Annotated in this window: 28 protein-coding genes; 11 read left to right on the forward strand and 17 right to left on the reverse strand. The window is 64.8% G+C overall.

The annotated features are described in order from the left end of the window. Positions 1-155: 155 nt before the first annotated feature. From ACTNAU_RS02065 to ACTNAU_RS02080, 4 genes are all read left to right on the forward strand, one after another. Positions 156-650 (forward strand): deoxycytidylate deaminase, encoded by a 495-nt coding sequence (locus tag ACTNAU_RS02065; protein ID WP_441097397.1) that lies wholly within the window; start codon positions 156-158, stop codon positions 648-650. 29 nt (positions 651-679) lie between these two features. After that, a complete protein-coding gene (locus tag ACTNAU_RS02070; RefSeq protein WP_441097398.1) occupies positions 680-1,588 on the forward strand; it encodes an NAD(P)-dependent oxidoreductase in 909 nt (302 codons plus the stop codon). Positions 1,589-1,725: 137 nt separating this feature from the next. Next, positions 1,726-2,589: an AraC family transcriptional regulator gene (locus ACTNAU_RS02075; RefSeq protein WP_441097399.1), complete on the forward strand. Its 864-nt coding sequence runs from the start codon at positions 1,726-1,728 to the stop codon at positions 2,587-2,589. Beyond that, complete coding sequence (locus ACTNAU_RS02080) at positions 2,582-3,052, forward strand: hypothetical protein (protein ID WP_441097400.1); 471 nt, start codon at positions 2,582-2,584, stop codon at positions 3,050-3,052. Before ACTNAU_RS02075 ends, ACTNAU_RS02080 begins: the two co-directional genes overlap by 8 nt. Before the next feature lie 87 nt (positions 3,053-3,139). On the opposite strand, the gene ACTNAU_RS02085 is transcribed toward ACTNAU_RS02080, so the two are convergent. Together ACTNAU_RS02085 and ACTNAU_RS02090 are read right to left on the reverse strand one after the other, a co-directional pair. Continuing rightward, positions 3,140-4,126 (reverse strand): nucleoside hydrolase, encoded by a 987-nt coding sequence (locus ACTNAU_RS02085; RefSeq protein WP_441097401.1) that lies wholly within the window; start codon positions 4,124-4,126, stop codon positions 3,140-3,142. A gap of 27 nt (positions 4,127-4,153) precedes the next feature. Continuing rightward, positions 4,154-5,242, reverse strand: coding sequence for a BMP family ABC transporter substrate-binding protein (locus ACTNAU_RS02090; protein ID WP_441097402.1), 1,089 nt, complete (start codon positions 5,240-5,242; stop codon positions 4,154-4,156). A gap of 66 nt (positions 5,243-5,308) precedes the next feature. Here ACTNAU_RS02090 and ACTNAU_RS02095 point away from each other — a divergent pair, with 66 nt between their 5' ends. Together ACTNAU_RS02095 and ACTNAU_RS02100 are read left to right on the forward strand one after the other, a co-directional pair. Further along, positions 5,309-5,941 (forward strand): Crp/Fnr family transcriptional regulator, encoded by a 633-nt coding sequence (locus ACTNAU_RS02095; RefSeq protein WP_256135137.1) that lies wholly within the window; start codon positions 5,309-5,311, stop codon positions 5,939-5,941. A 133-nt stretch (positions 5,942-6,074) separates the two neighbouring features. Further along, positions 6,075-6,701 (forward strand): Crp/Fnr family transcriptional regulator, encoded by a 627-nt coding sequence (locus ACTNAU_RS02100; RefSeq protein ID WP_441097403.1) that lies wholly within the window; start codon positions 6,075-6,077, stop codon positions 6,699-6,701. An 8-nt stretch (positions 6,702-6,709) separates the two neighbouring features. Here the strand turns inward: ACTNAU_RS02100 and ACTNAU_RS02105 are convergent, their stop codons facing one another. Beyond that, the gene (locus ACTNAU_RS02105; RefSeq protein ID WP_441097404.1) at positions 6,710-7,381 is read right to left on the reverse strand and encodes an HD domain-containing protein; all 672 of its coding nucleotides are present in this window, start codon (positions 7,379-7,381) and stop codon (positions 6,710-6,712) included. Between the two features lie 203 nt (positions 7,382-7,584). Between ACTNAU_RS02105 and ACTNAU_RS02110 the strand changes: the two genes are divergently transcribed. Genes ACTNAU_RS02110 through ACTNAU_RS02120 form a run of 3 tightly spaced genes read left to right on the forward strand, consistent with a single transcriptional unit; the run spans position 7,585 to position 9,532 of the window. Next, on the forward strand, positions 7,585-8,070 hold the full coding sequence (locus tag ACTNAU_RS02110) for an RNA polymerase sigma factor (RefSeq protein WP_185916343.1): 486 nt from the start codon (positions 7,585-7,587) through the stop codon (positions 8,068-8,070). Then, a complete protein-coding gene (locus ACTNAU_RS02115; RefSeq protein ID WP_441097405.1) occupies positions 8,067-8,678 on the forward strand; it encodes a zf-HC2 domain-containing protein in 612 nt (203 codons plus the stop codon). Before ACTNAU_RS02110 ends, ACTNAU_RS02115 begins: the two co-directional genes overlap by 4 nt. Next, positions 8,675-9,532, forward strand: a complete 858-nt coding sequence (locus ACTNAU_RS02120; RefSeq protein ID WP_441097406.1) for a YfjL-like protein — start codon at positions 8,675-8,677, stop codon at positions 9,530-9,532. The genes ACTNAU_RS02115 and ACTNAU_RS02120 overlap by 4 nt, the downstream gene beginning before the upstream one ends. 327 nt (positions 9,533-9,859) lie before the next feature. Here the strand turns inward: ACTNAU_RS02120 and rbsK are convergent, their stop codons facing one another. Together rbsK and ACTNAU_RS02130 are read right to left on the reverse strand one after the other, a co-directional pair. Next, positions 9,860-10,795 carry a ribokinase gene (gene rbsK / locus ACTNAU_RS02125; RefSeq protein WP_441097407.1) on the reverse strand — a complete coding sequence of 312 codons (936 nt, stop codon included), beginning with the start codon at positions 10,793-10,795 and terminating at the stop codon, positions 9,860-9,862. Between the two features lie 397 nt (positions 10,796-11,192). Beyond that, positions 11,193-11,894, reverse strand: a complete 702-nt coding sequence (locus ACTNAU_RS02130) for a peptidylprolyl isomerase (protein WP_216401937.1) — start codon at positions 11,892-11,894, stop codon at positions 11,193-11,195. Between the two features lie 257 nt (positions 11,895-12,151). On the opposite strand from ACTNAU_RS02130, the gene ACTNAU_RS02135 reads away from it, so the two are divergent. Together ACTNAU_RS02135 and ACTNAU_RS02140 are read left to right on the forward strand one after the other, a co-directional pair. Further along, on the forward strand, positions 12,152-12,496 hold the full coding sequence (locus ACTNAU_RS02135; RefSeq protein ID WP_185916348.1) for a DUF1292 domain-containing protein: 345 nt from the start codon (positions 12,152-12,154) through the stop codon (positions 12,494-12,496). Between the two features lie 658 nt (positions 12,497-13,154). Continuing rightward, positions 13,155-13,874: a tRNA threonylcarbamoyladenosine dehydratase gene (locus tag ACTNAU_RS02140; protein WP_216401938.1), complete on the forward strand. Its 720-nt coding sequence runs from the start codon at positions 13,155-13,157 to the stop codon at positions 13,872-13,874. Between the two features lie 92 nt (positions 13,875-13,966). On the opposite strand, the gene ACTNAU_RS02145 is transcribed toward ACTNAU_RS02140, so the two are convergent. From ACTNAU_RS02145 to ftsE, 12 genes are all read right to left on the reverse strand, one after another. Beyond that, positions 13,967-14,329: a VOC family protein gene (locus tag ACTNAU_RS02145; protein ID WP_216401939.1), complete on the reverse strand. Its 363-nt coding sequence runs from the start codon at positions 14,327-14,329 to the stop codon at positions 13,967-13,969. Continuing rightward, positions 14,326-14,766 carry a Holliday junction resolvase RuvX gene (gene ruvX, locus ACTNAU_RS02150; protein WP_441097408.1) on the reverse strand — a complete coding sequence of 147 codons (441 nt, stop codon included), beginning with the start codon at positions 14,764-14,766 and terminating at the stop codon, positions 14,326-14,328. The genes ACTNAU_RS02145 and ruvX overlap by 4 nt, the downstream gene beginning before the upstream one ends. A 20-nt stretch (positions 14,767-14,786) precedes the next feature. After that, positions 14,787-15,443 carry a histidine phosphatase family protein gene (locus ACTNAU_RS02155; protein ID WP_185916350.1) on the reverse strand — a complete coding sequence of 219 codons (657 nt, stop codon included), beginning with the start codon at positions 15,441-15,443 and terminating at the stop codon, positions 14,787-14,789. A 72-nt stretch (positions 15,444-15,515) separates the two neighbouring features. Continuing rightward, positions 15,516-15,932: a DUF3887 domain-containing protein gene (locus ACTNAU_RS02160; protein ID WP_441097409.1), complete on the reverse strand. Its 417-nt coding sequence runs from the start codon at positions 15,930-15,932 to the stop codon at positions 15,516-15,518. Then, a complete protein-coding gene (locus ACTNAU_RS02165; RefSeq protein WP_441097410.1) occupies positions 15,923-16,633 on the reverse strand; it encodes a YhfC family glutamic-type intramembrane protease in 711 nt (236 codons plus the stop codon). Before ACTNAU_RS02165 ends, ACTNAU_RS02160 begins: the two co-directional genes overlap by 10 nt. Before the next feature lie 502 nt (positions 16,634-17,135). Then, entirely contained in the window at positions 17,136-19,052 is a 1,917-nt protein-coding gene (gene lysS, locus ACTNAU_RS02170) for a lysine--tRNA ligase (protein ID WP_441097411.1), read from the reverse strand. A 117-nt stretch (positions 19,053-19,169) separates the two neighbouring features. After that, positions 19,170-19,646 (reverse strand): transcription elongation factor GreA, encoded by a 477-nt coding sequence (greA, locus tag ACTNAU_RS02175; RefSeq protein WP_185916354.1) that lies wholly within the window; start codon positions 19,644-19,646, stop codon positions 19,170-19,172. 98 nt (positions 19,647-19,744) lie between these two features. Beyond that, positions 19,745-20,500 (reverse strand): hypothetical protein, encoded by a 756-nt coding sequence (locus ACTNAU_RS02180; protein ID WP_441097412.1) that lies wholly within the window; start codon positions 20,498-20,500, stop codon positions 19,745-19,747. Positions 20,501-20,662: 162 nt separating this feature from the next. Next, complete coding sequence (locus ACTNAU_RS02185; protein WP_441097413.1) at positions 20,663-22,027, reverse strand: S41 family peptidase; 1,365 nt, start codon at positions 22,025-22,027, stop codon at positions 20,663-20,665. Positions 22,028-22,305: 278 nt separating this feature from the next. After that, positions 22,306-23,505, reverse strand: coding sequence for a murein hydrolase activator EnvC family protein (locus ACTNAU_RS02190; protein WP_441097414.1), 1,200 nt, complete (start codon positions 23,503-23,505; stop codon positions 22,306-22,308). A gap of 29 nt (positions 23,506-23,534) precedes the next feature. Further along, complete coding sequence (gene ftsX / locus ACTNAU_RS02195; RefSeq protein WP_216401946.1) at positions 23,535-24,440, reverse strand: permease-like cell division protein FtsX; 906 nt, start codon at positions 24,438-24,440, stop codon at positions 23,535-23,537. Next, positions 24,437-25,117, reverse strand: coding sequence for a cell division ATP-binding protein FtsE (ftsE, locus tag ACTNAU_RS02200; RefSeq protein WP_185916359.1), 681 nt, complete (start codon positions 25,115-25,117; stop codon positions 24,437-24,439). Before ftsE ends, ftsX begins: the two co-directional genes overlap by 4 nt. Positions 25,118-25,122 lie beyond the last annotated feature (5 nt).

The following is a 25,122-nucleotide window of genomic DNA, read 5'->3' on the forward strand; positions in this document are numbered from 1 at the left end:
GGGCTGTCCTGCGGCCATTATAGCACACTTCTCTGGCTGGGAACAGCCCCCATCCCCCGCTGGAAAATTGGGGATCTCCTTGCAAACGGTTTCAAAATCTCCTATGATAGAGAAAACGCCACCAACTTGAAAAAGCAACCTGGGAGGGATCGGATATGGAAAAACGGCGGGACAAGACAAACTACTACCTGGACATCGCCGAGAGCGTGCTCACCCGCGGCACCTGCCTGCGGCGAAAGTACGGGGCCATCATCGTGCGGGACGACGAGATCATCTCCACCGGCTATGTGGGCGCGCCCCGGGGCCGCAAGAACTGCTGCGACCTGGGCTACTGCATGCGCAGCAAGCTGGGCATCCCCCGGGGGGAGCGCTATGAGATCTGCCGCAGCGTCCACGCCGAGGCCAACGCCATCATCTCCGCCGAGCGCCAGAAGATGATCGGCGCCACCCTCTACCTGGTGGGGCGAGAGTGCAAGGGGGGCGACTACGTCAAGAACGCCAGCTCCTGCTCCATGTGCAAGCGGCTCATCATCAACGCCGGCATCAAGACGGTGGTCATCCGCGACACCCGGGACGAGTACCGGGTCATCGACGTCCAGTCCGCCTGGGTGGACGAGGACGATTCCCTGACCGACGTGCTGGGCTACTAAATTTTCATCGACCGAGGGAGGAATACAGGATGGAGCGATTTTCCCACGCGGTGGTCATCGACCCCACCAATCTGACCGATGAGGGGCGGGCGGAACTGCGCGCCCTCTGCGACCGGGTCGACTTTTTCGACACGGCCCCCGACAGCGAGGAGGAGACCATCCGCCGGATGGCGGGGTGCGACGCCCTCTTTGTCTCCTACAAGACCCCCATCTCCGCCGCGGCCATCGCCTCCGCGCCGGGCCTGCGCTACATCGGGATGTGCTGCAGCCTCTACGGGGCCGACAGCGCCAACGTGGACATCCGCGCCGCCGAGGCCCGGGGCATCCCGGTGACCGGCATCTTCGACTACGGCGACGAGGGGGTCATCGAGTACGAGGTGGCCGCCCTGGTCAACCTGCTCCACGGCTTCGAGGGGCCCCTCTGGCGGGGGGAGCCGCGGGAGCTGGGGGGACTCAAGGTGGGCATCATCGGCCTGGGGACGGTGGGCATCAAGCTGGCCCGCGCCCTGCAGTTTTTCGGCGCCCAGCTCTACTACTTCAGCCGCACCCCCAAGCCCCAGGTGGAAAAGGAGCTGGGCATCCGCTATCTGCCCCTGAAGGAATTGCTGCAGACCTGCGACGCCGTCTCCACCCACCTGCCCCGGGGCACCCGCCTGCTGGGCAGGGAGGAGTTTGCCGCCTTCACCGGCGGGAAGCTGCTGCTCAACACCTCTTTGGGGGACACCTTCGACCGGGCCGCCCTCAAGGAGTGGCTGGCGGAGGACGGGGACAACTACTACCTCTGCGACGGCTGCGGCATCGGCGACGCCGCCCCCGAGCTGGAGGGGCTGCGGGGGGTGCTGCTGACCCACCGGGGCTCCGGCGCCTCCCTCCAGATGAACCAGCGGCTCAGCCGCAAGGTGCTGGACAACGCCCTGGCCTTTTTACAGGGCAGGTAGACACCCGCTTTTCCCGCGCGGCGGCAGGGGCGTTCTCCCCCGCCGCCGCGCGTTTTTTCGGCCTCGCAGGACCCGGCCGCCAAAAGAGAGGACGCCTTCCGCCCCCGGCGGTATGATAGAGACAAGGAGTGGATTTCATGGAGTGGATCGAGCAACTGAACCTGGCCGTGCGCTATATCGAGGAGCACCTCGCCGGCGAACTGGACCTGGACGAGGCGGCCAAGGTGGCCTGCTGTTCGTCCTATCACTTTCAGCGGATGTTCAGCTACCTGGCGGGGGTCCCCCTCTCCGAGTACGTCCGCCGGCGGCGGATGTCCCTGGCCGCGGTGGACCTCTGCCGGGGGGAGGAGACGGTCCTCGACATCGCCCTGCGCTACGGCTACGCCTCCCCCACCGCCTTCAACCGGGCCTTTCAGGGCGTTCACGGCATCGCCCCGTCCCTGGCCAAAAAGGGCGGCGTGTCCCTGAAATCCTACCCTCCTGTCAGTTTCAAAATCACCGTCAAAGGAGTGGAGGAAATGAACTACCGCATCGAAGAGAGAGGCCCCATCCGCATCCTGGGGATCAGCGCGCCCCTGCACCGGGAGATCCAGCAGAACTTCACCGTCGTCCCCCAGATGTGGGAGCGGGCTGCGGCCGACGGCACCATCCCCCGGCTGGCCGGCCTGATGGACACCCCGCCCATGGGGCTTTTGGGGGTCAGCGCCTGCGGTGACGGGGAGGAGTGGCGCTATTTCATCGCCGTCTCCTCCAGCCAGCCGGCGCCCGAGGGGCTGGAGGAGTACACCATCCCCGCCTTCACCTGGGCCGTCTTCCCCGGCGGCGGCACCGGCCGCTCCATCCAGGAGCTGGAACAGCGCATCGTCACCGAGTGGCTGCCCACCTCGGGCTACGAGTACGCCGACGGCCCGGACGTGGAGGTCTATCTCAACCCCGACCCCCAAAACACCCAGTACGAAGTCTGGATCCCGGTGGTCAAGAAGGAGTCCTCCCGTGACTGACGGCGCGCCGGAGCGCTTTCTCGCCGCCCTGGGCGAGGGGGAGCGCCCCCTGGCCCAGGCCCTGATCCGGCAGCTCGCCGAGGGCGGGTGCCCCTGCGCCCTCAAGGAGGCCAAGAGCGGGCCCACCCTCTCCTTCAAGCGGGGGGCCAAAGGGGGTGCCCTGGCGGTCTTTGTCTGTCGCAAGTCGGGGGCCAAGGTGCGCGTCTACCCCCAGCGCGCCCTCGCCGACGCCGCCCTCCTCGACGGCCTGCCCGAGGGGATGAAGGACGCCGTCCGCCGCGCCGCCCCCTGCAAGCGATTGGCGGGGAGCGGGGCCTGCAACCCCCGCTGCCCCATGGGGGTCTCCTTCTCCCTGGACGCGCAGCCGCTGCAGCTCTGCCGGCACACCGCCTTCTTCTTTCCCCTGCGGGAGGAGACCCTCCCCGCCCTCCAGCGCCTGCTCGCAAGCGAACTGCCCGCATAGCGGCTGCAAAACGCCCCCGCCCTGTGATGAGAGGCGGGGGCGCTTTTGGTTTGGAAAAAGAGAGGTTTCAAATGCCCTTGCGGGCACTCACCTGCTCAGCACCCGAAACAGTTCGGTAAACACCCGGTCCCGGTCGATGCTGTAAATATAGCCCATCAGGTGGCGCAGGGAGCCCACCTCGTAGTAGCCGCTGTAAGAGGGCTGCACGCTGGTGACCAGCCGGCTCTGGGCGAAATCGCCCTCCATCAGCCAGGCCACCGGGGCCACGTCCCAGATGATGCGGCTCCAACAGCCCTCCTGGTGGTAGATGGCCGCCTCCTTCTCGGTGACGTCGCAGAGGTAGTCGCAGAGGGGGTTTTTCCCCCGCAGCCAGTACTCCAGCTCGGGGCCGGTGACGGCCAGGGTGTTGGTGACCCCGTTGGCCGGGCACTGCACCAGGGGCAGCCCGGTGCCGAAGAGGACCCGCGCGGCGGCGATGTCCTGCAGCAGGTTGAAGCCCTTGCAGTTGGGCCAGTCCCGGCTGTGGCCGCCCAGCCAGACCACCACGATCTTCTGGCAGATGGCGGGCTCCAGCAGCACGGCGGAGGCCAGGTTGGTGGCGGCGGCAATGCCGACCACATAGAGGGGGTCGCCCTCTGGCTGGGCCAGGGCCAGCTCCACCAGCCGCCGGGCGGCCGGGGTGTCCTCCGGCGCGGTCTCGCTTCTTAGAAAGCGCTCCGCCCCCCGGTAGACCAGCCCGGCCTTCTCCTCCTGTCCCACCAGTTTGAGGACCCGCAAGATCTCCTGGTAGGAGCGCTCCATCCCCAAAGCCGGGGTCTCGGCCTTGATGTTTTGGAAGGGAGCGGCTAAAATAGCCTTGAGGTCAAAGCGCTGGGGATTTTTGAGCAGGTAGGCCAGGGCGTACTGGTCGTCCACCTCGTTAAAGGTGTCGGTGTCCAGCACCACCGCCAGCCGCTTGCCCCCTTCGGGGCGCTGTAATCGCCGGGCCAAAAAGTCGGGGCTGCAGGCGGACTGTGGCCATTCCCGCCCGTATCCCGCGTCAAAGTATGCCTGTAAAATGGGGCTGCAATCCATTGTTCATCCTCCCAGTCGGTTTTTCCGCTAGGGCTTGACCCTGTCGCGCATCTGCACAAAGGCGCTCTGCTCCATGCCATAGGCAGTCTGCACCTTCAGCTCGCCCGAGGAAATCTTCTCCTCCAGGCCGTCGATGTAGTCGCGGGTCTCCTGCGGCACCTGTTTTTGATAGTAGTCGTTTTCCGCCAGCACCGTGGCCCCCTCTTTGACCCCCCACTTCACCTTGGTGCCGTAGGGCGTTTCCCCCTTGATGGTCTCGCCGATGGTCTTATAGAGGGAGGTGTCGTTGCGCTTGGTCATCGAGGTGAGGATCACGTCGGCAATTTCGGGCTTGCTGTCCACAAAGAACTCCCGCTGGTCGGCGTCCACCCCAATGCCCCAGACCTTTCTCTCCTGGCAGGCGGAGAAGAGGCCCAGCCCGGCGCCGCCGGCCACCTGGTGCAGAACGTCGGCCCCCGACTGGCTGATCTGCACCAGCGCCAGCTCTTTTGCCTTGGCGGTGTCGGTGTAGCCCCCCACATAGGAGGAGGCCACCTTCCCCTCGGGGTTGGCGTAGGTCGAGCCCTGGATGTAGCCCACCAAAAAGTCGTTGATGCCGGTGGAGTCGTTGCCGAGCACACAGCCGATGGTGCCGGTGTTCGACATCTTCTGGGCCAGGGCACCGGCCAAAAACTCGCCCTGGTGCTGCATGTAGGTGATGGCAAAGACGTTCTCCATGTGGAGCTCGTAATCGGGGTCGATGTCAAAGCCGATGAACTTGGTGTTCGGGTAGTCCTGGTAGTACTGCTCCAGCGTCTCGATGACCTCGTTGCCGGTGAAGACCACGATGTCGTAGTTTTCGGCGGTGTCGAGCAGGGTGGGGGCGATCTTGGCCTTGTCGGTGCCGTACTCCACGGCTTTGGCCTCGATCCCGTAATCCTCGCCCGCCTTTTTCACCCCGGCCCAGGCCAGGTCGGCAAAGGACTTGTCGCCCAGGGCGCCGGTGATAAAGGCCACGTTGCGAAGGTCGCTTTTTTCAGATGTGTCGCCGCCCACTCCCTTCTGGTCGCCGCACCCGGCAAGCAGGGCGCTGGCGGCAAGGGTCAGGGCCAGCAAACTGGCGATTGTCTTCTTCATTTTTCTTCCTCCAAAAAATCCATCTGGGTCATTGTCTTTTCATTTTGAATAAAAGGGGCAATTTTCATGTTGATGCGGGAACCCTACGACATCCTCAAGAGCCACGGCCACCTGGAGCGGTGGACCGAGGTCGCCTTTCAGGCCGGCGACGTGATCTCCTCCATCGGGGAGATCATCGTTCAAGTCTACCTGATCGTCGAGGGCGAGGTGCGCACCGTCCTCCCCCTCACCGACGGGGTGGAGCTGGAGGTGGCGCGGGTTGGTCCCGGCACCTTTTTGGGCGAACTGGCCGTCCTCTGCGACGAGCCGCCCCTGGTGGACACCATCGCCTGCACCCCCTGCAGGATGCTCCGCGCCCCGGCAGGCGTCTATCTGGACATCCTGCGGCGGGACAACGAGCTCTGCCTCTGGGCGGCGCGGTACTGCGCCCAGGGGATCCTCAACTACACCCGGGACACCGTCGCCAACATCCACCGCCCCCTCAAGGGGCAGATCGCGGAATACCTCCTGCGGGAGGCGCGCCGCCGCGGCGAACCGCTGCGGCTGGACAAGCCGTCTATGGCCACCTTCCTCGGCACCACCGTGCGCACGGTGAACCGCTATCTCAAAGAGCTGCGGGAGGAAGGGATCATCGCCCCCGCCGAGGGCGGCGTCCGGATCGCCGATCCCCAGCGCCTCAAGGGGCTAATTTCATTGTAAACAATAAGGCAGGACCGCGAATAGGTTCGCTGTCCCGCCTTGTTGCACAAACAATTGATATTTTTTTATATAAATCTTCTAATACACCGCTTTTGGCCGTGTCACCAGGCACGGAGAAGGGGGGACACCCGCAGTGGACAGCCCGTATCAACTCCTCCGCGCCGGCGGACATCTGAAGCGCTGGCGGCCGGTCTCCTTCGCCGCCGGGCAGACCATCTTCTCCCCCGGGGAGATCGCCGTGCACGTCTACCTGCTCTTAGAGGGGCGGGTCTGCACCCTCCGCCTTCTCCCCAACGGCACCTATCTGGCCGGCCGCCCGGTGGGGCCCGACATCTTTTTGGGGGAGCTGAACGTCCTCACAGGGGAGACCTCCCTGGTGAAGATCGAAGCGGTCACCCCCTGCCGGGCGCTGCAGATCACCGCCGGCGAATTTATGGAGATCATCCGCAGCGACCCCGCCCTCTCCCTCTGGGAGGCGCAGTACTGCGCCCAGGGGATCCTCAACTACACCCGCCAGGTGGTGTTCGACTTTTACCGCCCCGCCAAGGAGCGGGTGGCCGAATACCTCTGGACGCTGGCCCAGAACCGGGGCCAGCCCCTGGCCGTCGACAAGGAGGCCCTGGCCGCCATTCTGGGCAGCACGGTTCGCACCGTCAACCGCTATCTGAAGGAGCTGCGGGACGACGGGGTCATCGCCCTGGCTGAGGGGGGCGTCGTCATTGTCGACCCCGCCCGCCTCCAGCGGCGCTTTCGCCCCTGAACGGGCCTCTACGAGACCAGCAGCACCCCGTTGATCTCCAGGTGAAAGCGCAGTTTCAGGAAGTTGGCCGCCTTTTTGCACAGGACCATCCGCTGCATGAAGATCTCAAAGTAGTCCATCACGTCGGAGATGGCGCTGTCCAGTTCCAGCCGCAGGAGGATGATCGACCGGTCCTGGGAGAGCTGCAAGCTGCTGTTGGTGACGGCGTAGTTGACCCGGTCGTGGATCTCGTGGTGGCGCACCGGGCCCCGCACCCGGTTGCGGCGCACATCCGACTTGTCTGCCAAAATCAGGGCCGCCGAGGCGGGGTTGACCGGCTGGGCCGTGCCCTCGTCGTGGTTGCCGATGGCCGCCACCACCGTGGCCACCTCCTCCGGCGCCATCCCCAGCTCCTCCAGCAGGCGAAAGGCCATCAGCGCCCCCGACTGGGCGTGGGCCACCCGGTTGACGGTGTTGCCGATGTCGTGCATGAACCCGGCGATGCGGGCCAGCTCCACCTCCCGGGGGGAGTAGCCCAGGGCCGCCAGCAGGTCGCCGGCCTTCTGGGCGCAGAGGGTCACATGGGCAAAGGAGTGCTCGGTAAAGCCCAGGGCCGAGAGCATCTCGTCCGCCTTTTGAATGTAGGTGCGAATGTTCGGGTTGCTGCGAATGTCCTCGTAGGTGATGGTGTTTTCGTTCATCCCGCTCCTCCTTCTCGGCTGCAGGGCGCAGCCACTCTGTTTTTAATGTTTGATGATAGCACCCATCCTATCCCGCGTCAAGCAAACAATTTTGCGCTTTGCCCCTTTTTTTCGAGAGGGGGGTGTAACGCCGGGCCCCATTTTGACGACAGATAGGTGAAGACACCCCAACGGGCCCGACGGCCGGAGAGGAGGGAGCCGCCTTGCACCCCATCGAGCGCTTTTACCGGCAGTACCGGGACGATGTCTACCGCTACCTGCTGGGGCTGGCGCGGGACCCAAATCTGGCCGAAGACCTCCTCTCCGAGACGTTTTTGGAGGCGCTGCGGGCCCTCCCCGCCTTTCGGGGGGAGTCCACGGCCAAGACCTGGCTCTTCGGCATTGCCCGCAACGTCTGGCTGCGGCAGCTGCAAAAAGGGCGCGCCCACGCCCCCCTCGACGAGCGGCTGGGCCTCTACCTGGCCGACGGGCTGGACGACCTCTGCCGCCGCCAGACCCTGGCGCGCATCGGGGAGCTGCTGCGCCAGCGGGGCGACCCGGCCGAAACGGTGGTGCGGATGCGGGCCGACGGCTGGCCCTACGCCGAGATCGCCGGGCGTCTGCAAATTTCCGAGGCGTCGGCCCGGGTGATCGATTTTCGCACCAAGCGCTGGCTGCGCGCCGCGCTGGAAAAGGAGGGATCGCTGTGAGCGGTGAACGAACCGACATCCCCTGCCAGGTCTGCCTGGACCTCTGGCCCCTGGTCTGCGACGGGGTGGCCAGCGAGGAGAGCTGCCGCCTGGTGGAAGACCACCTGGCCCACTGCCCGTCCTGCCGGGCCGAGACCGCCGGAGAGACCCCTTTTCTCCCCCCCTCGCCCCCCAGCGACGAGCGGGTGCTGGCCGCCCTGCGCCGCCGACTGCTGGCCGGAGGGCTGCTGCTGGCCGGGCTGGGCTGCCTGGTGGGGCTCGCCATCACCTATTCGGCCAACATGTTTTACAACCTGATCCTCCTCCCTCTGGCGGGGGCGGCGGGGGCCCTGGCCCTGGGCAGGCGCTGGCCCTGGGCGCCCTTGGGCTGCTTTGGGTTGACCTACCTCTGGCTGTTTCTCCGCGCCGGCTGGGAACTGCTGACCCGCTCCGGGAGCACGGGGTGGGGGGAGGGGCTCTCCCTCCTCCTCTTCTCCCCCTTCTTGATGGCCCTGATCTACAGCCTGCTCACCCTGGTGGGGGCGGTGATCGCCAGGCTGCTGGCCTTTGTCTTTCGGCGGGAGCCCGACGGCCCCGCCCGACCCCACCACCCAGGAGGTGCAAAATGAACGCCAACCGAACCCGCAAGAAAACCGCCCTGAAGATCCTGGCCCTGGCGGCCGCCCTGCTGCTGATGGCGCTGCTGGCCTTTTTGGCAAACGCCTTTGTGGGCAACCCCCTCTCTGCCTGGATGGCGCGGCGGGACATCGTCGCCTACGTACAGGCCGCCTATCCCCAGCAGGAGTGGCAGGTGGGGAAGGCCCGCTACAACTTTAAATTCGGCGAGTACACCGCCCAGGTGCAGAGCCCCGACAGCGAGGACACCCACTTTGCCGTCTACTGGCGGGGCGGCCGGGTCAAGTACGACGACTACGGCACCTATGTCACCGACCGCTGGAACACCCGCCAGCGGCTGGAGGAGAGTTACAGCGCCGAGGTGATCCCCCTCCTCCAAGCGGTCCCCGGGTTGGAGGGGAACAGCTCGATGGTGACGCTGGGGGGCAAGGGCAGCTCTTCCGAGGCGGTCGTTCGCGCCCTGCCGCTGGACGTCCCCTTCTCCAAATCCCTCTCTGATCAGTGGGAGCTCACCATCCGCGCCGACTGGGAGGACGACTCCCTCCCCGTCCTGGCGGAGATGTTCGAGGCCGCCCACCAAAAGCTGACGGCGGCCGGCTGCACCTTTGCCCGCTACCACTTTTTCACCACCACCGAGAAGGGCACCACCATCATGATCGACGGCCTCACCCCCGCCGACATCGAGAGCGGCGAACTCCTCGCCCGGCTGGAGGCCGCCCAGCGGGAAGGGGAGGCCCGGGAAGAGGAGGAGCGCCGGCAGATGGAGGAGAGCGGCGGCCGGCTGGAAAAGGGGGAGCCCCTCGACGAAAACCGACTCACCGTCTACATCCACCGCAAAGAGGGATAGTCCCCTGCCCAATCGAAGCCGATGGTAAAGCGGGCGGTGGGTACAGGCCCGAGAGGGGCGCCGTTCCGGTGTGCCTCCACAAGGGGCGTCGAACTGTTGGGAGCGCGCCGCCCCCACCGCCGCCGGTCAACCGGCAAGTCGGGAGGCCCTTTCGCGTTCTCCGCACCCCGAGACCGCCCTTCTTTTGCGCCGTTGGCCTTGGTGCCCTTCCATCCAGAGCGCCTGTTTGTCCCCCGGCAGGACCGGGGCTCTTGGGCGCTCGAGCGGCAGGCAAAGCGGCCCGCCCCTGCAACAGGGGCGGACCGCTTTTTTTGGCGCAGTTATGCGCTATCCCATCAGGCCGTTTGCGGCGATGAAGGCGTCCACTTCGGCGCGGTGGGGCATGGCCACCGAGGTGCCCATCTTGGTCACCGCCAGGTTGGAGACCGCGTTGCCGAAGGCGCAGGCTGCAAAGAGGTCCTTCCCCTCGGCCAGGGCAGCCACAAAACCGCCGTTGAAGGCGTCTCCCGCGCCGGTGGTGTCCAGCACCGGCACATCGTAGTTGCCAAAGAGCTGGTGGCGCTGGGGGGTCACCGCCAGCACCCCCTGTTTGCCCAGGGTGATGACCACCTGGCCCACCCCCTTGTCCAAAAAGACCTGGGCGGCCTTCAGGGCGTCGTCGGGGGTCTTGATCTCCACCCCGGTGAGGATGGATGCCTCCACCTCGTTGGGGGTGATCACGTCCACCTGGCGCAGCATCTCGTCGGTGATGGGCTGCACCGGCGCGGTGTTGAGCACCACTTTGGTGCCGCTGCGGTGGGCGATGTCGATCACCTTTTCCACCGCGTCCACATTGGTCTCCAGCTGGGTCAGCAGGATGCCCGCCCCCTCGATGAGGGGGGTCACCTGGGCGATGTCGGCGTCGTCAAAGGTGGAGCAGGCGCCCAGGGTCACCAGGATCTGGTTTTGGCTGGTGTGCTCATCCACCATGATGAGGGCCGCGCCGGTGGACGCCCTGTCGGTGACAAAGACGTGAGAGCGGTCCATCCCCTCGCCCTCCATCATCTCCAGGCAGACGTTGGCAAAGCTGTCTTTGCCCAACTTGGTCACCATCTCCACCTCGGCGCCGGCCCGCTTGGCGGCCACCGCCTGGTTAAAGCCCTTGCCGCCAGGCCCCATCTTGAACAGGTCGCTCTTGACCGTTTCGCCGGGCACGGGCAGGTGGTCCGCCCGGGCCATCAGATCCACCACGAAACTGCCGAATACCACCACTGGTTTTGCCATCGAACATCTCTCCCCTCACCGGCCCGCCGAGGGGCCGGGACACTTCTTGATAGACCCATTGTACCCTTCTCGGAGAGGCCCCGTCAACCGGTTGTAAAAACGTTTTTGCAAAATTGGAAATCTAGCCAAAAAAGGGGGCTTTCCTTGTGCAGGATGGCGCAAATATTTGCCGTGTTCGACCGGGTTTTACTCCCCCCCAGCGCAATGGTGACCCACCAGCAGGGCTGTTTGAGCCTTTTGTGCAGTTGGCAGACCGCACTTTTATGGTATCAAAAGGAACTTTTATTCTCTTCGCAGCGCCAAAGCTTTTCTGGACCCCCGGCACAGCCGGGGGTTTTCTCTGACAAAAAGGCGCCCTGCCGGCATCGCTGCCGCCAGGGCGCCCCCGCTCTCTTTTTTACTGGGCCCACTCGCCGTAGGTGGTCACGTCGATGGACTGGATCACCACGTCCTCTTTGGGCTTGTCGCCGGCGCTGGTCTCCACCTTGGAGATGGCGTCGGCCACCTCCTGCCCGGCGATGACCTGGCCGAAGACCGAGTAGCCGCCGTCCAGGTGGGGGCTGCCGCCCTTCTCCCGATAGGCTTTAATGATCTCCTGCGGCCAGCTCAGCTGCTCCATCTGCTCCAGCAGCGAGGGGTCCACCTTGTCGCCGGTGACGATGAAGAACTGGCTGCCGTTGGTGTTGGGGCCGGCGTTGGCCATGGAGAGGGCCCCCACAAAGTGGCGCAGGTCGCCGCTGACCTCGTTTTCAAAGACGCGGCCCCAGATGCTCTGGCCGCCGCGGCCGGTGCCCTCGGGGTCGCCGCCCTGGATCATAAAGCCCTCGATCACCCGGTGAAAGATGACCCCGTCATAGTAGCCGTCCTTGGCGTGGGTGAGAAAGTTCTCGCAGGCCTTGGGGGCCTTTTCGGGGAAGAGGACCAGGGAGATGTCCCCCTGGTTGGTGTGCATGACGGCCACAGGCGCGTCCTGGGCCGGGGTTTGAAACTGCATAGGCATCTTGCTTCCGCTCTCCTTTTTGTCCGTGCCGCACCCGGCGAAGAGCAGGCTGCAAGCCAGCGCCAGCGCCAGGGGGACAGACCAAATTTTTTGATTCATTGCGCGCCCTCCCGATTGGATTGCAACCCCTATCCTACCCTGTTTTGGCGGCAAATGCAAGAAAATGCGGGCGCTTTTTGGCAAATTGGGGCGGCCGGGGACGAGGGTGAAAAATGGCTGCCTTTTTCTGTTGACGAACCCCCTGCAAAGAGGGTACAATAAGGGCAGGGAGAAGGCGCCGGCGACCGGCCGCCTCCCGCGCAAAGGCCCCTGCAAGCAGGGCCCCTTGCCCATCAGCAAATGAGGAGGTCATTCCCATGGCCCAGGATTTTGAGCCCCTTTCCGAGGGCAGCGAGAACGAGCAGGAGACCGGCGAGCCCTATATCGTCACCATGAGCGACGAGGACGGGTGCGAACACAGCTTTGAGCTGGTGGACTCGATGGAAAAAGACGGTGTCCTCTACACCGCGCTCATCCCCATGTACGACCAGCCCCAGGAGATGCTGGAGAGCGACGGCCAGCTGGTCATCATGAAGTCGGAGGAGGACGAGGGCGAGGAGGCAGTCTTTACCCCCATTCAAGACGACGAGGAGTTCGGCGAGATCGCCCAAATCTTCATCGAGCGCTTGAGCGACCTCTACGACATCGAAGAGGAGGAATAACCCCCTTTTCCCCCGGGAAAGCTGAAGAGGATAGAAGCGTAGCTCCCCTCCCCCGTGCGGTTTCCCGAATGCGTATCTGAAAATTCATCTGTCGGTGGCAAGGATCATCTGACTTTCTGGCCCCGTCCGAGGCGTATAACACCTATTTTTTCCGCAGAAAAAATGAGGATAGCCTCGAAGAGTATCTCTGCCGGTGGCAGGTACCATCTATCTTCCGACCCCATCCGAGGCGTAAAGCACCTATTTTTCCAAAGAAAAATGGGCGTAGCCTCGAAGGTCATCTCTGCCGGTGGCAGACCCCATCTATCTTCCGACCCTGTCCGAGGCGTATAGCCCTCATTTTTTTCCATAGAAAAAATGAGGGTAGCCTCGAAGAGTATCTCTGCCAGTGGCAGAGATACTCCGTCCTGCGGTGTTCGACTTGTTGCAGCCTTTTATAATCCTACAAGTATGTAATTGGAAGGTCGTCTCTTCTCACCAACTGCAGACCTCCCCCGCAAGGGGACGAAGGGAGCGCGCGGTGCGAAGGAGCCCGTATCCACCCTGTTTTGAAAAAAGCGGGTTTTAACTTGGCTGCAGACGGCATCGCGGGATTTTTGTTGCCATTTTTGCCCCGGCAAGGGGCGTTTTTCGACGATTCGAGAGAGGAGTGGAGCCCATGTGGCTGGACAGACAGGCCCTCGTCATCGGCCAGGAGGGGTGCGATGCCCTGCGCCGCAGCCGGGTGGCCGTCATCGGCATCGGCGGGGTGGGCGGCGCGGCGGCCGAGGCCCTCTGCCGCTGCGGCATCGGCGACCTGCTGGTGATGGACCACGACCGGGTGGACGACACCAACCGCAACCGCCAACTGCTGGCCACCGCCGAGACCGTCGGCCGGCGCAAGGTCGCGGTGCTGGGGGAGCGGCTGCGCGCCATCAACCCCGACTGCCGGGTGGAGGAGCGGGACTGCTTTCTTGACGCCGATACCCTGCCCGAACTGCTGGCCTGGCGGCCCGACTACGTGGTGGACTGCATCGACACCGTCACCTCGAAGCTGGCCCTGATCGAGGGCTGCCAGGGGGCCGGTACCCCCCTGGTGTGCTGCCTGGGCACCGGCAACCGGCTCGACCCCACCCAGTTTCACCTGGGCGACCTCTACGATACCGGCGGCTGCGGCGACCCCTTGGCCCGGGTGATGCGCTCCCTCTGCCGCAAGCGGGGGATCGAGCGGCTGGAGGTGGTCTACTCCACCGCCCCCGTCATCCGCCCGCCAGAGGGGTTTGCCGGCGACTCCCCCCAGGGGCGGCACTCCCCCGGCAGCGTCTCCTTTGTCCCCCCGGTGGCCGGGTACACCCTGGCCTCGCTGGTGGTGCGGCGGCTGCTGGGCCTCCCCTGCTAAAAGGAAAAAGCCGGACTTCGTTTTCTCCACCGTCTGCAAAAGCGCTCCCTCACCCCAGTGAATGGGGTGGGAGAGCGCTTTTTCTACTGCCGCTATTCCCCGTCGATCTTCTGGAACTCCAGGGTGTAGCCGTTGGGGTCTTTTAAAAAGAAGGAGTAGACCGGGAAGCGGGGGTGGTGGCAGGGCCCCTCCCCCAGGGTGGGAAGGCCGGCCGCCTGCAGCCGGGCGTAGACGGCGTCCACCTCGGCCCGGTCGGCGCAGTCAAAGGAGAGGCAGACCCCCTGGGCCAGAGGGCGGCCGTCGCCGTAGTCCACAAATCCCAGGCAGCCCCGCCCGGTGTCCACGATGAACTGGCCCTCCCCCTCCTGGCGCAGGGAAAGGCCCAGCGCCCCGGTGTAAAAGCGGCGGCAGGCCGCCAGATCACAGGTGGGGAAAAAGGCGGTCAGCCCGGTCATCTCTCCGCCTCCCCCTCGTTCTTGCGGCGGCGGAGGTAGGCCTCTAAAATGAGGGTGGCGGCCACCGCGTCCACCGTCTCCTTCCGCTTTTTGCCGCGGACGTTCTGCTCGTTGAGGATGCCGATGGCCGAGACGGTGGTCTGCCGCTCGTCGAACAGGTCCACCCGGATGGAGGTGGCGTTGAGCCGCCCGGCAATCTTGCGGGCCACCTTCTCACAGAGTTCGGCCCGCTCGCCCCGGCTGCCGTCCATGTTTTTGGGCAGCCCCACCACGATCCGCTCCACCCCGTTGTCCAGGGCAAAGGCCACGATTTCCTTGACGGTCTTGTCCAGCCCCGGCTCGCAGATGACCCCGGCCGGACGGGCCAGCATCTCCCCTCTGTCGCAGAGGGCCAGGCCGGTGCGCATGTCCCCGTAGTCCACCCCCAAAATGACCATCTTCTCTTCCCCCTTTGCCCCTACTTGCGGCTGTAAAAGGTGCCGCCGTGCAGGATGGTACCCGCGTCGATGTGGCCGGTGTAGCCCTGAAATTCCGCCTTGCCGGGAATCTGGTCGCCGGCAAACACCAGTTTGGAGACGCCGCCGTTGCGGACCCACTCCACCTGGCCCAACCCCTCGACCGGCAGCCCCAGCGCCGCGGCGATGCAGGAGCGCAGGGCGCACCCGTGGGAGACCACCGCCAGGGTCTTGCCCGCGTTCTGGGACAGGATGTCCTCCACCGCTGCCGCGCAGCGCGCAAAGACCTGGCGCATGGTCTCGCTGCCCTCGACAGCGAAGTTCCAGGGCTCGCTCTGCCAGGTGCGAAAGGCCTCGGGGTAGTCCCTCTCCAGCTGGTCGATGGGCTGCCCCTCCCAGACGCCGGCCGAGATCTCCTTGATGCGCTCGTCGGTGTAGAGGGGGATCTCCCGCCCGCCGACAATGGCCGCGCCGGTGCGGACCGCCCGTCGCAGGGGGGAGGAGATCACCTTGTCCAGCTCCACATCCTCAAAGTAGTCGGTGAGGTTTTGGCACTGGATCTCCCCCTGGGGGCTGATGTCGGTGTCGATGGCGCCCTGAAAGGTCCGCTGAATGTTTCCCGCGGCCTGTACGTGCCGCACAAAGTAGATGGTGGTCATGGCTACACAACTCCAATTCTCGCAGGGGCGCTCCTCCGCAGGGCGCCCCCTGTCTCTCTTCTCGGTCCTATTTTATTTGAGGTAAAAGCCCACCAGCTGCCCCTCTTTGTCGAGGCTGATGGTGTACTGCACCTTTCCCCGCTCGTACTTGGCGATGAGCAGCACCACCACATAGGGCTCGCCGCCGTCGTCCTCCCTGCCCACCGCCTCCTCGGCGGTGTACTCGCTGCGCTCTCCCAGCTCGGGGCCGCCCAGCCCCTCCCAGGCCTGGCGCAGCTTCTCTTCCAGCTGGTCGTCCCGAAGGTCCGGCCGCCAGCACGCCACCAGCCCCTGGTAGTCCTCTTCCTCCAGCAGCTGGGAGGCGGCCTTGGCCTGGGCGACCACCTCGTCGCGCGAAAACCCCTCGGGCAGTTTGCCGCCACAGCCGCTCAGGCAGCCCAGGGCGAACACCAGCGCCAGGGCGGTCCCCAGCCATTTTTTCACCTGCATCCTCTCTTCCCCTTCCTCTCTCTCCTCCGGTCCCCGATCATCCAGGCGGCGAGCAGCGCCGCCACCGCCAGCAGTCCGCCCTCGATCCCCCAGAGGGGCAGCCCCGCCAGGGAGCCCAGGGCGGCCAACAGGTCCACCAGGGTGTGCAGGGCAAACGCCGCCAGCAGCGGGAGCGCCCGATGCCTGCGCACCCCGGCAAAGACCAAGCGGGTGGCCGCCAGGTGGACCGGCAGGGCAGCCACCCGCTCCACCCCTGCCGCCAAGAGCCCCCCAGCCCCGGCGGCCAGGGTCAGACCCGGGGCCGCCAAAAGGGAGAGGAGGAGGGGCAGTCCCACCAGGGACAGGGCCTCCAGCCCCCAGTGGCCCAGGCCGAAGGCCATCGCCTCGCCGCAGCCGGTGCGCCCTTTCAGCAGCAGCCGGGCCGCCAGATAGCGGCCCCCCTCCTCAAAGAGGGCGGCGGTGAGGGCCAGGAAGAGGGCGTAGAGCCAGGGGCTGCGAAAGGCCAGCAGGGCCAACCCATCCCACCCCCTAAGCCAACCCAGCAGGGGGATGCGCAGCAGCAGTTGAAAGAGGAGGAAGGTCCCCACCCCGGCCAAGAAGGGGCGCAGGAGGGCCCGCCGCCGCGCCAGCAGGTAGAAAAGCACCCCCAGGGGCAGCCCCACCGACACCGCCAAGGTGAATGTCATTGCCAGCGCCGCCACGGTCGCTCCCCCTTTTGCTGTTCTGGGCCGAATGCCGACCCGGCCGGTTTTCCGGCCGCCCTCGGCCCCACGCCCTCTTCACAGTGCGCACCGGGTCGGAAGCGCCCTGCGCACAAACGGCATCACAGCCGCCATGCGGTCAGGTCGCCGCAAGAGCCGGGCGCACAGCGGCATTTTGGTCCATAGGGCAGGGGGCAAACGGCGTTTGCACACCTGCCCGGCCATCTTCGGTATACTGGACTTTATGGTCATTATACCATAAACAAAGGGGGGCTGCACCCCAAAAAGGGCGGCCGAGGGGCTGCCAAACGCCGGGGCAGAGGGGTGCTGTCGATTCCCAACGCAGCTAGCGCCCCCTCATCGGGCGCCAAAAAAGGCGGGTCTGTCCCCGCGGCTCACCGCCGGGGCAGGCCCGCCCTTTGCCGCCCCTACGGGCAGCGGGAAGTTGGTTTTTTTATTGTTCGGCGCAAATGGGGAGGGGCGACGCCAAGCAGGGACGCCTTTAGTACAGCTTTGCGCCCGCCGGGATCCGGTCGTCCACCATCAGCAGGTTCAGCCCTTCGCGGCCGTCCTGTTCGTGGACCGCAGAGATCAGCATCCCCTCGGAGGAAATTCCCATCATCTTTCTCGGCGGCAGGTTGACGATGGCGATGGCGGTCTTGCCCACCAGCTCCTCCGGCTCATAGTACTCGTGGATACCGCTCAAAATCGTCCGCTTGCGGTCTGTCCCATCGTTGAGGGTAAACTTGAGCAGTTTCTTCGACTTCGGGACCACCTCGCAGGCCTCGATCTTTACCGCGCGGAAATCCGACTTGCTGAAGGTCTCGAAGTCCACCATCTCCTCGAAAATCGGCTCCACCTTTACCTGGGAGAAGTCGATCTTCTCCGCCGGCGCTGCCGCCGCAGAGGGGGCGGCAGCGGTCTTCTTCTCGCCGCCGATGGATTTCATGGTGGGGAAGAGGAGCACGTCCCGGATGGCCGGGGAGTTGGTCAGCAGCATCACCAGCCGGTCGATGCCGTAGCCGATGCCGCCCGTGGGGGGCATGCCGATCTCCAGCGCGGTGAGGAAGTCCTCGTCGGTGTGGTTGGCCTCCTCGTCCCCCTGGGCCAGCAGCTTCTCCTGCGCGGCAAAGCGCTCCCGCTGGTCCACCGGGTCGTTGAGCTCGGAGTAGGCGTTGCACATCTCCCGCCCGTAGATGAAGAGCTCGAAGCGCTCCACATAGTCGGGCTTGTCCGGCTTTCTCTTGGTCAGGGGGGAGATCTCCACCGGGTGGTCCATGATGAACACCGGCTGGATCAGGTGCTCCTCCACATACTCCTCGAAGAAGAGGTTGAGGATGTCGCCCTTGGTGTGGCGCTCCTCGTAGTGCAGCCCCCGCTCGTCGGCCAGCTTTTTGGCGGCCGCCGTGTCGGGCACCTGGTCGAAGTCGACGCCGGCGTACTTCTTCACCGCCTCGGTCATGGTCATCCGCTCAAAGGGCTTGCCCAGGTCGATCATGGCGTCGGCGTAGGGGATGAGGGTGGTGCCGCAGACCTTCTGCGCCACGTGGCGGAACATGTTCTCGGTCAGATCCATCATCCCGTTGTAGTCGGTGTAGGCCTGGTAGAGCTCCATCAGGGTGAACTCGGGGTTGTGGCGGGTGTCCAGCCCCTCGTTGCGGAAGACCCGCCCGATCTCGTAGACCCGGTCCAGCCCGCCGACGATCAGCCGCTTGAGGTAGAGTTCCAGCGAGATGCGCAGCTTGATGTCCTCGTCCAAGGCGTTGTAGTGGGTCGAGAAGGGCCGGGCGGCGGCGCCGCCGGCGTTGGCCACCAGCATGGGGGTCTCCACCTCCACAAAGTCCTGGCTGTCCAGGAAGTTGCGGATCTCGCGGATGATGGCCGAGCGCTTGACGAAGGTCTCCCGCACGTCCTGGTTCATGATCAGGTCGATGTAGCGCTGGCGGTAGCGGGTGTCGGTGTCGGTCAGCCCGTGGAACTTCTCGGGCAGCGGCTGCAGGGATTTGGAGAGGAGGGTCATCTTCTGGGCCTTGACCGAGATCTCCCCTCGGCGGGTGCGAAACACCTCGCCGGTCAGGCCGATGATGTCGCCGATGTCCCACTTTTTGAACTCGGCAAACGCCTCCTCGCCCAGGCCGCCGATGTTGGCGAAGATCTGGATGCGGCCGGTCTTGTCCTGCAGGTCGACGAAGTTGGCCTTGCCCATGTCCCGGCGGCCCATCAGCCGCCCGGCCAGCGAGACGATCTGCCCCTCCATCCGCTCAAAATCCCGCTGGATCTCGGCGGCGTGGGCGCTCACCTCAAACTTGGTGATGACAAAGGGGTCGCGCCCCTCCGCCTTCAGCCGCTCGAGCTTCTGGCGGCGCACCGCCAGCTCGCTGCCCTCTGCCGGGGCGCCTACTGCTCTCTCATTTTCCACGAAAAAATCCCCCTTTTTCGTCCTCTCGATTCTCTCTAAAAAAGGAGCGGGCTCCTCGCTCCGCTCCTTGCAACCCAACTGTTTGGCTCTCCGCCGCTTGGCCGGCGGGGCGGGGCACTATTTGCCGATCTTCACGATGGTGTAGTGCACCAGCTGGCCGCTGGGCAGCTCCACCTCGACCGTGTCGCCCTGCTGGTGGCCCATCAGGGCCTTGCCCACCGGCGACTCGTCGCTGATCTTCCCCGACAGGGGATCGGCCTCGGTCGAGCCGACGATGGTGAAGTTGTCCTCCCCCTCGTAGGCGTCACAGGCGCATTTGACCACCGAGCCCACGTTGACGTGGTCGGTGCCGATGTCGTCCTCGTCCAGCACCCGCACGTTTTTCAACCGCTGCTCCAGCTGGGCGATCCGGGCCTCCACCATGGCCTGCTCGTTCTTGGCCTCGTCGTACTCGCTGTTTTCCGAAAGGTCGCCAAAAGAACGGGCAACCTTGATTTTCTCCGCCACATCCTGCCGGCGAACCGTCTTCAGCTGCTCCAGCTCGTCTTCCAGTTTTTTGAGACCTTCTTCGGTCACGATAAGCTGCTTATCCAATGGTTTCTTCTTCCTTTCCGTAAACGGCGGGCACCTGGGCACGCCAAGGCAATATATATATTATAGGGAGTGGGACTGCCAATGTCAAGGCGGATTTCTCACCGCCCCCGCTCCCCGCCGGCGGTCTCTGCCCGGGCGGGGACGCACTGGCGGCGCACGTACTCCGCCAGCTCTCCCAGGGAGATGCGCCGCTTGGCGGAGACCTCCCACTCGTCGCAAAAGAGGTAGGCGGGCTCCACCTGCCCGTCCCGGCAGAGGGCCCAGACCCAGTCCAGCGGCAGCCCCGCGCACTCGGCCGGCTCCACGCTGATGCCGCCCCCGCCCCCCAGGGCGATGCAACCCGGCGCCCGCACCTCCTCCCGCAGGGGGTTGAGCACCAGCACCGCGCCGCCGCTCTGGCCGAGGGCCCTCTCGGCCTCCGCCCAGGGGGAGACGGCAAACAGCGCCCCGGTCTGCAGAAAGTGTTCCTCGGCAAAGGCGCGATATTCCTCCACCTGGTCGGTGGCCACCGTCAGGGTGTTGACCCGGCGCAGGCAGCGGGCCACCAGTTCCCGGCAAGCCCCCTCCCTGTCGCACAGCAGCAGCCGCAGGCGGCAGGCCTCCTCCCCCAACAGGGCGAGCAGCCGCTCCGCCGCCCCCTCCACCAGGCTGCGGCGAAAGGCGGGGTCTGGCTCCTCCTCCCCCACCGTGTAGACCGGCCCCTCCTGGGCCAGCAAAAAGGCCTGCAGCTTGCGGCTGCTGGGGTAGGTGACCCGGTGCAGGAGATAGCCCTTCTCCCGCAGGGGCTCGCACTTCACCCGGGCAAAGAGGTTGTGGGGAAACGGCCTCTCGTCGGCCCGCAACAGCACCACCATCCGCCATCCCTCCTTTTTCCCAGTATACGAGGGGGCGGCGGGGGGTATTCCCCCCTTTTCCGGCGAAAAAGGGGGGAATAAGGGCGCGGCCTCCCCGCCCTGTGACGCCAAAGATCCGCCCTCCTCTCCGCGGGGGAGAAGGGGCGGATCTCTCTATTTGTTTTAAAGGGCGTACCAGCTGCGGGGACCGCAGGCGGCCTCCTGCCCCTCGCCGCTGTCGGAGGACTCGCCCTCCGGGGCGCTGCTCTCGCCTTCGCCCTCGCCGCCTTCCGGCTGGCCCTCCTCCTGTCCCTCGGAGGAGGGGGCGGAAGAGGAGGAGTTGGCGCCGCCCTGGGCATTGTTCCCGGCGCTTACCACCTCGACGGCCTTTTTGATTTGGGGGTCGGTCTCAACGGTGAGCATGTGGGCCTGCTGCTGTTGCTGGGTGCTGAGGGTCACCTTGTAGTCGGGCTTGAGCCCGGTCTCGTTGAACTTCTCCCCGGAGGGGGGAACCAGGTAGGCCACGGTGATGTCGATGCCCGACCCGTCCGAGAGCTGTTTGTACTCCTGCATGACCCCCTTGCCGTAGGTGCCGGTCCCCACCAGCTTGGCCTTGCCGAAGTCCCGCAGCACGGCGGCGAACATCTCGGCGGCCGAGGCGGTGTTCTCGTTGACGATCACCGTCATGGGCAGGGTCTCCTCGCTCTTGCCCGAGGTGTAGAGGGTCTTTTGCTCCCCGCTCTTGTACTCGGCCGAGAGGATGGTCCCCTCCGGCACCAGGGTGTCCAGGATCTCGGCGGTGACCTTGGTCAGGCCGCCGGAGTTGTCCCGCACGTCGAAGATCAGGCTCCTGGCCCCGGCGCTCTTGAGCTGGTTGAGGGCGTAGTCGAACTGAGAGGCGGTGGTGTTGTTGAATTCAAAGATGCGGATGTAGCCCACCCCGTCCAGGTTCTGGTACTCCACCGAGGGGACGGTGATGCTCTTGCGGATGATCTCCACGCTGTTTTTCACGCTGTCGCGCTGAAAGTCCACCTTGACCTTGGAGCCCGGGTCGCCCTGGATCAGGGCCATGGCCTTGGTGACCCCCATGGCCAGCACGTCCTGCCCGTCCACGGCGATGATCAGATCGTTTTTCTCGATGCCGGCCTCTTTGGCGGGGGAGCCGTCATAGACCTTGGTCACCCGAATATAGCCCGAGGTGTCGGCCTTCCCCGCCACCCCGATGCCGGTGACCGCGCCGTTGAAGGTGGACTCGATGCTGTTCCACTCCTCCACGGTGTAGTAGCGGGCGTACTTGTCCCCCATCCCGCTGACATAGCCCTTGAGCATGGCGTCCATCAGGCTCTGGTCGGCCAGTTCCCCCACGTAGTTGTCCCGCACGTAGGTGTCCACCTCGGAAATTTTGGAGTACATGGCCTCCCGGCTCTTGGTGGAGTTCATCTTGTTGTCAAACAGCCCGATGGAGAGGACCATGGTGATGGTGAAGGTCAGGGCGCAGACCATGGCCAGCAGGGAGATGAGGACCCCCACAGAAACTTTCTTGTTCATAGACAAAACCGCCTTCTCTGCCCGCGGCAAAGGGCGCGGGCGGGATCGCGGCCGCAGCGGCCGCGTGCAAGCCAGGGGCGCCGGCCGCCCCCGCCCCGGCACAGCCGAGACTGGGGAGCGCGCAGGCGCACCCGGTGAAAACAAACGATATTTATCATATTATAGCACATCCTGCCCCCTGGGGTACAGCCCCAATCGCGCCGGGGCCGCCCCGCGCGCAAAAGAGGGCCGGCAAAACCGGCCCTCTCTCACCGCCCTGCGGGGGCGGACTCTATGCGTTAGCTCTGCAGGTAGGGCATGGGGTTGACGTCGCTGCCGTAGCTGATGCCCTTGCGCACCTCAAAGTGCAGGTGGGGCCCGGAGGAATTCCCGGTGCTGCCCACGTAGGCGATGGTCTGCCCCTTTTTGACGTACTGCCCCTGTTTCACCGCAATCGAGCTGGTGTGCCCGTACAGGGTGTAGAGGCTGCCGCCGTGGTCGATCATCACGTAGTTGCCGTAGCCGGTGTTGCCGTAGCGGACCACCGCCACCTTGCCGTCGTTGGCGGCCACGATGGGCTTGCCGTAGATGCTGGCCTGGCTGCCGCGGGAGATGTCGATGCCGGTGTGGAACTCCCACCCGTAGGCCGCCGACTTGCCGTAGGGGGCCGAGATGTGGTAGTACCCCGGCACCGGCCACTGGAACTGGCCGCCCACGTACTTGTCGCCCATGGTGTCGCCCGCATTTTCGTAGGAGGCCAGCAGATCGGCGATCTGCTGCTGCACTGCCTTCTGCTCAGAGCGGTACTGGGCCACCTGCTTCTCGTTCATGGCCTGCTGGTCCTCCAGAGAGGAGATGCTGTTGCCCACCTCTTCAGCCTGGCTGGCCAGCTGGGCCTTTTTGGCATCCAGCAGGGATTTGGAGGCCTCGATGTCCGCCTTGTTGGCAGCCAGCTCGTTCTTGGCGTCCACGATCTCCTGCTTCTCCCGCTCCAGCTGCTCGATGAGCTGCTTGTCGTGGTCGGCGATGCGGGTCATGGTGTCCATCTTCACGAGCATCTGGCTGAAGTCCTCCGACCCGAGGATGGCGGTGAGCCCGTCAGTCCGGGGGGACATGTACTGGGCCCGCAGCCGCTTGCGGAAGAGCTCCTCGTTGTCGGCGATCTCCTCTTCTTTCTGGGTGATGAACGCCTCTTTCTCGGAGATCTGGGTGTTGAGGGCGGCGATCTTGTCCTCCAGCACCGCCACCTGCTGGCGCACCAGGGAGAGCTGCTCGTCCAGCTGCTCCTTCTGGGCCTGGGCCTCCGACTTGGAGTTTTTCAGGTCGTCGATGCTGTCTTGCAGGTCGTTGATCTTGTCGTCGAGCTGGTCGTATTTCGAGTTGAGGTCGTCCACCGACGCGCCCTTGGCCGTCTGCGTTCCGCCAAAGGGCCCCGCCAGGGTGATGGCGAGGGCCAGCAGCAGGGACACCAACGCCTTTTTTCTGTGGGTTCGATGCATGGGAAAGACCTCCTTCATTCAAAAAACAATCAGACTTTTAGGTGTTTGCGGATGGAGAGCACGCTGCCCAGGGCGCCGGTCCCCATCCCCGTGAGGGCAAAGCCGGCCAGCACCCAGTACCAGATCTCGCCAAAGGGGATGAGGCTGTCGGCCATGGACTGCAAGAACTGGGAGGTGGTGCCCATGATCATGTTCATGATCCCCTGGTACCCGCCCCAGACGGCAAAGTAGGCGATGAGGGCGGCCAGCAGGCCAATGAACATCCCCTCCACCACAAAGGGCAGCCGGATGAAGCCGTTGGTGGCCCCCACGTACTTCATGATGTTGATCTCCCGCCGGCGGGCGAACACCGTCAGGCGGATGGTGTTGGAGATGATGACCAGGGACACCGCCACAAAGACGGCGATGATGGCGATGCCAAAGATGCTGACCATGTTCTTCAGCGAGACGATGGTCTCCGCCACGTCCTGGGGATAGCTGACCGTCTCGACCCCGGGGGCCTTTTGGAAGGTGGAGACGGTGTCGTACATGTAGTCGAGGTTTTGCAGCTTGATGCGGTAGGAGGCGGGGAGGGGGTTGTCTTCCTCCAGCCCGTCCAGCAGGGCCGAATCGGGGCCGAACTCCTCCTTGGTCTCTTTGAGGGCGTCCTCCTTGGAGATGTACTGGTAGCTCTCGATGTTGCCGGTACTGGCCACCAGCGCCTCCAAATCGGCCCGCTCCTCGTCGGTGGCCTCCTCGGCGATAAAGACCACGATCTCGTTTTGGCTCTCCACATAGGCCAGGGCCTCGCCCATGTTGACCGAAAAGAGGGCCGCGACCCCCAAAATCATCAGGCAGGCGCTGAGCACGGCGATGGAGGCCAGACTCATCAGCTTGTTCTGCCAGATGCTCTTGACTCCGGTTTTGACTAAGTATCCCGTTCCGCTTCCCTTCACCGCGCATCCCTCCAATCCGGCCGGTCGCTCAAAATCGAACCGCCCTCAATGGTGATGACCCGGTGGTCGTACCGGCGAATGAGTTCGTGCTCGTGGGTGACCATCAAAATGGTGGTGCCCACCTTGTTGATGGAGTCGAGCATGTCCACGATCTCCATGGACATCTCGGGGTCGATGTTGCCGGTGGGCTCGTCGGCGATGATGAGGGCCGGCTTGTTGACCAGGGCCCGGGCCAGCGCCACCCGCTGCTGCTCCCCGCCGGAGAGCTCGTTGGGCATGTTCTTTGCCTTGTGGATGAGCCCCACCAGATCCAGCACAAAGGGGACCCGCTTGCGGATCTCCCGGTAGGGGGTGTCGGTCACCCGCAGGGCAAAGGCCACGTTGTCGTAGACGTTCATCGAGGGGATCAGGCGAAAGTCCTGAAAGACGATGCCCATGGACCGGCGCAGCTTGGGCACTTCCCGCTGCTTGAGCCCGGCCAGGGAGAAGCCGTTGACCACCAGCTCGCCGGAGGTCACCTTCTCCTCGTGCATAATGAGTTTTAAAAAGGTGGACTTGCCCGCGCCGGACGCACCCAGGACAAAGACAAACTCCCCGTCGTCGATGCGGACGCTCACGTCCTTGAGCCCGTAGGTGCCGTTGGGGTACACCTTGGACACATTTTTGAATTCAATCATGTAAA

Origin of the sequence: Bittarella sp. HCP28S3_D9, from assembly GCF_052065655.1 — a bacterium.
In the GTDB taxonomy this organism is placed as follows: Bacteria; Bacillota; Clostridia; order Oscillospirales; family Ruminococcaceae; genus Bittarella; species Bittarella massiliensis.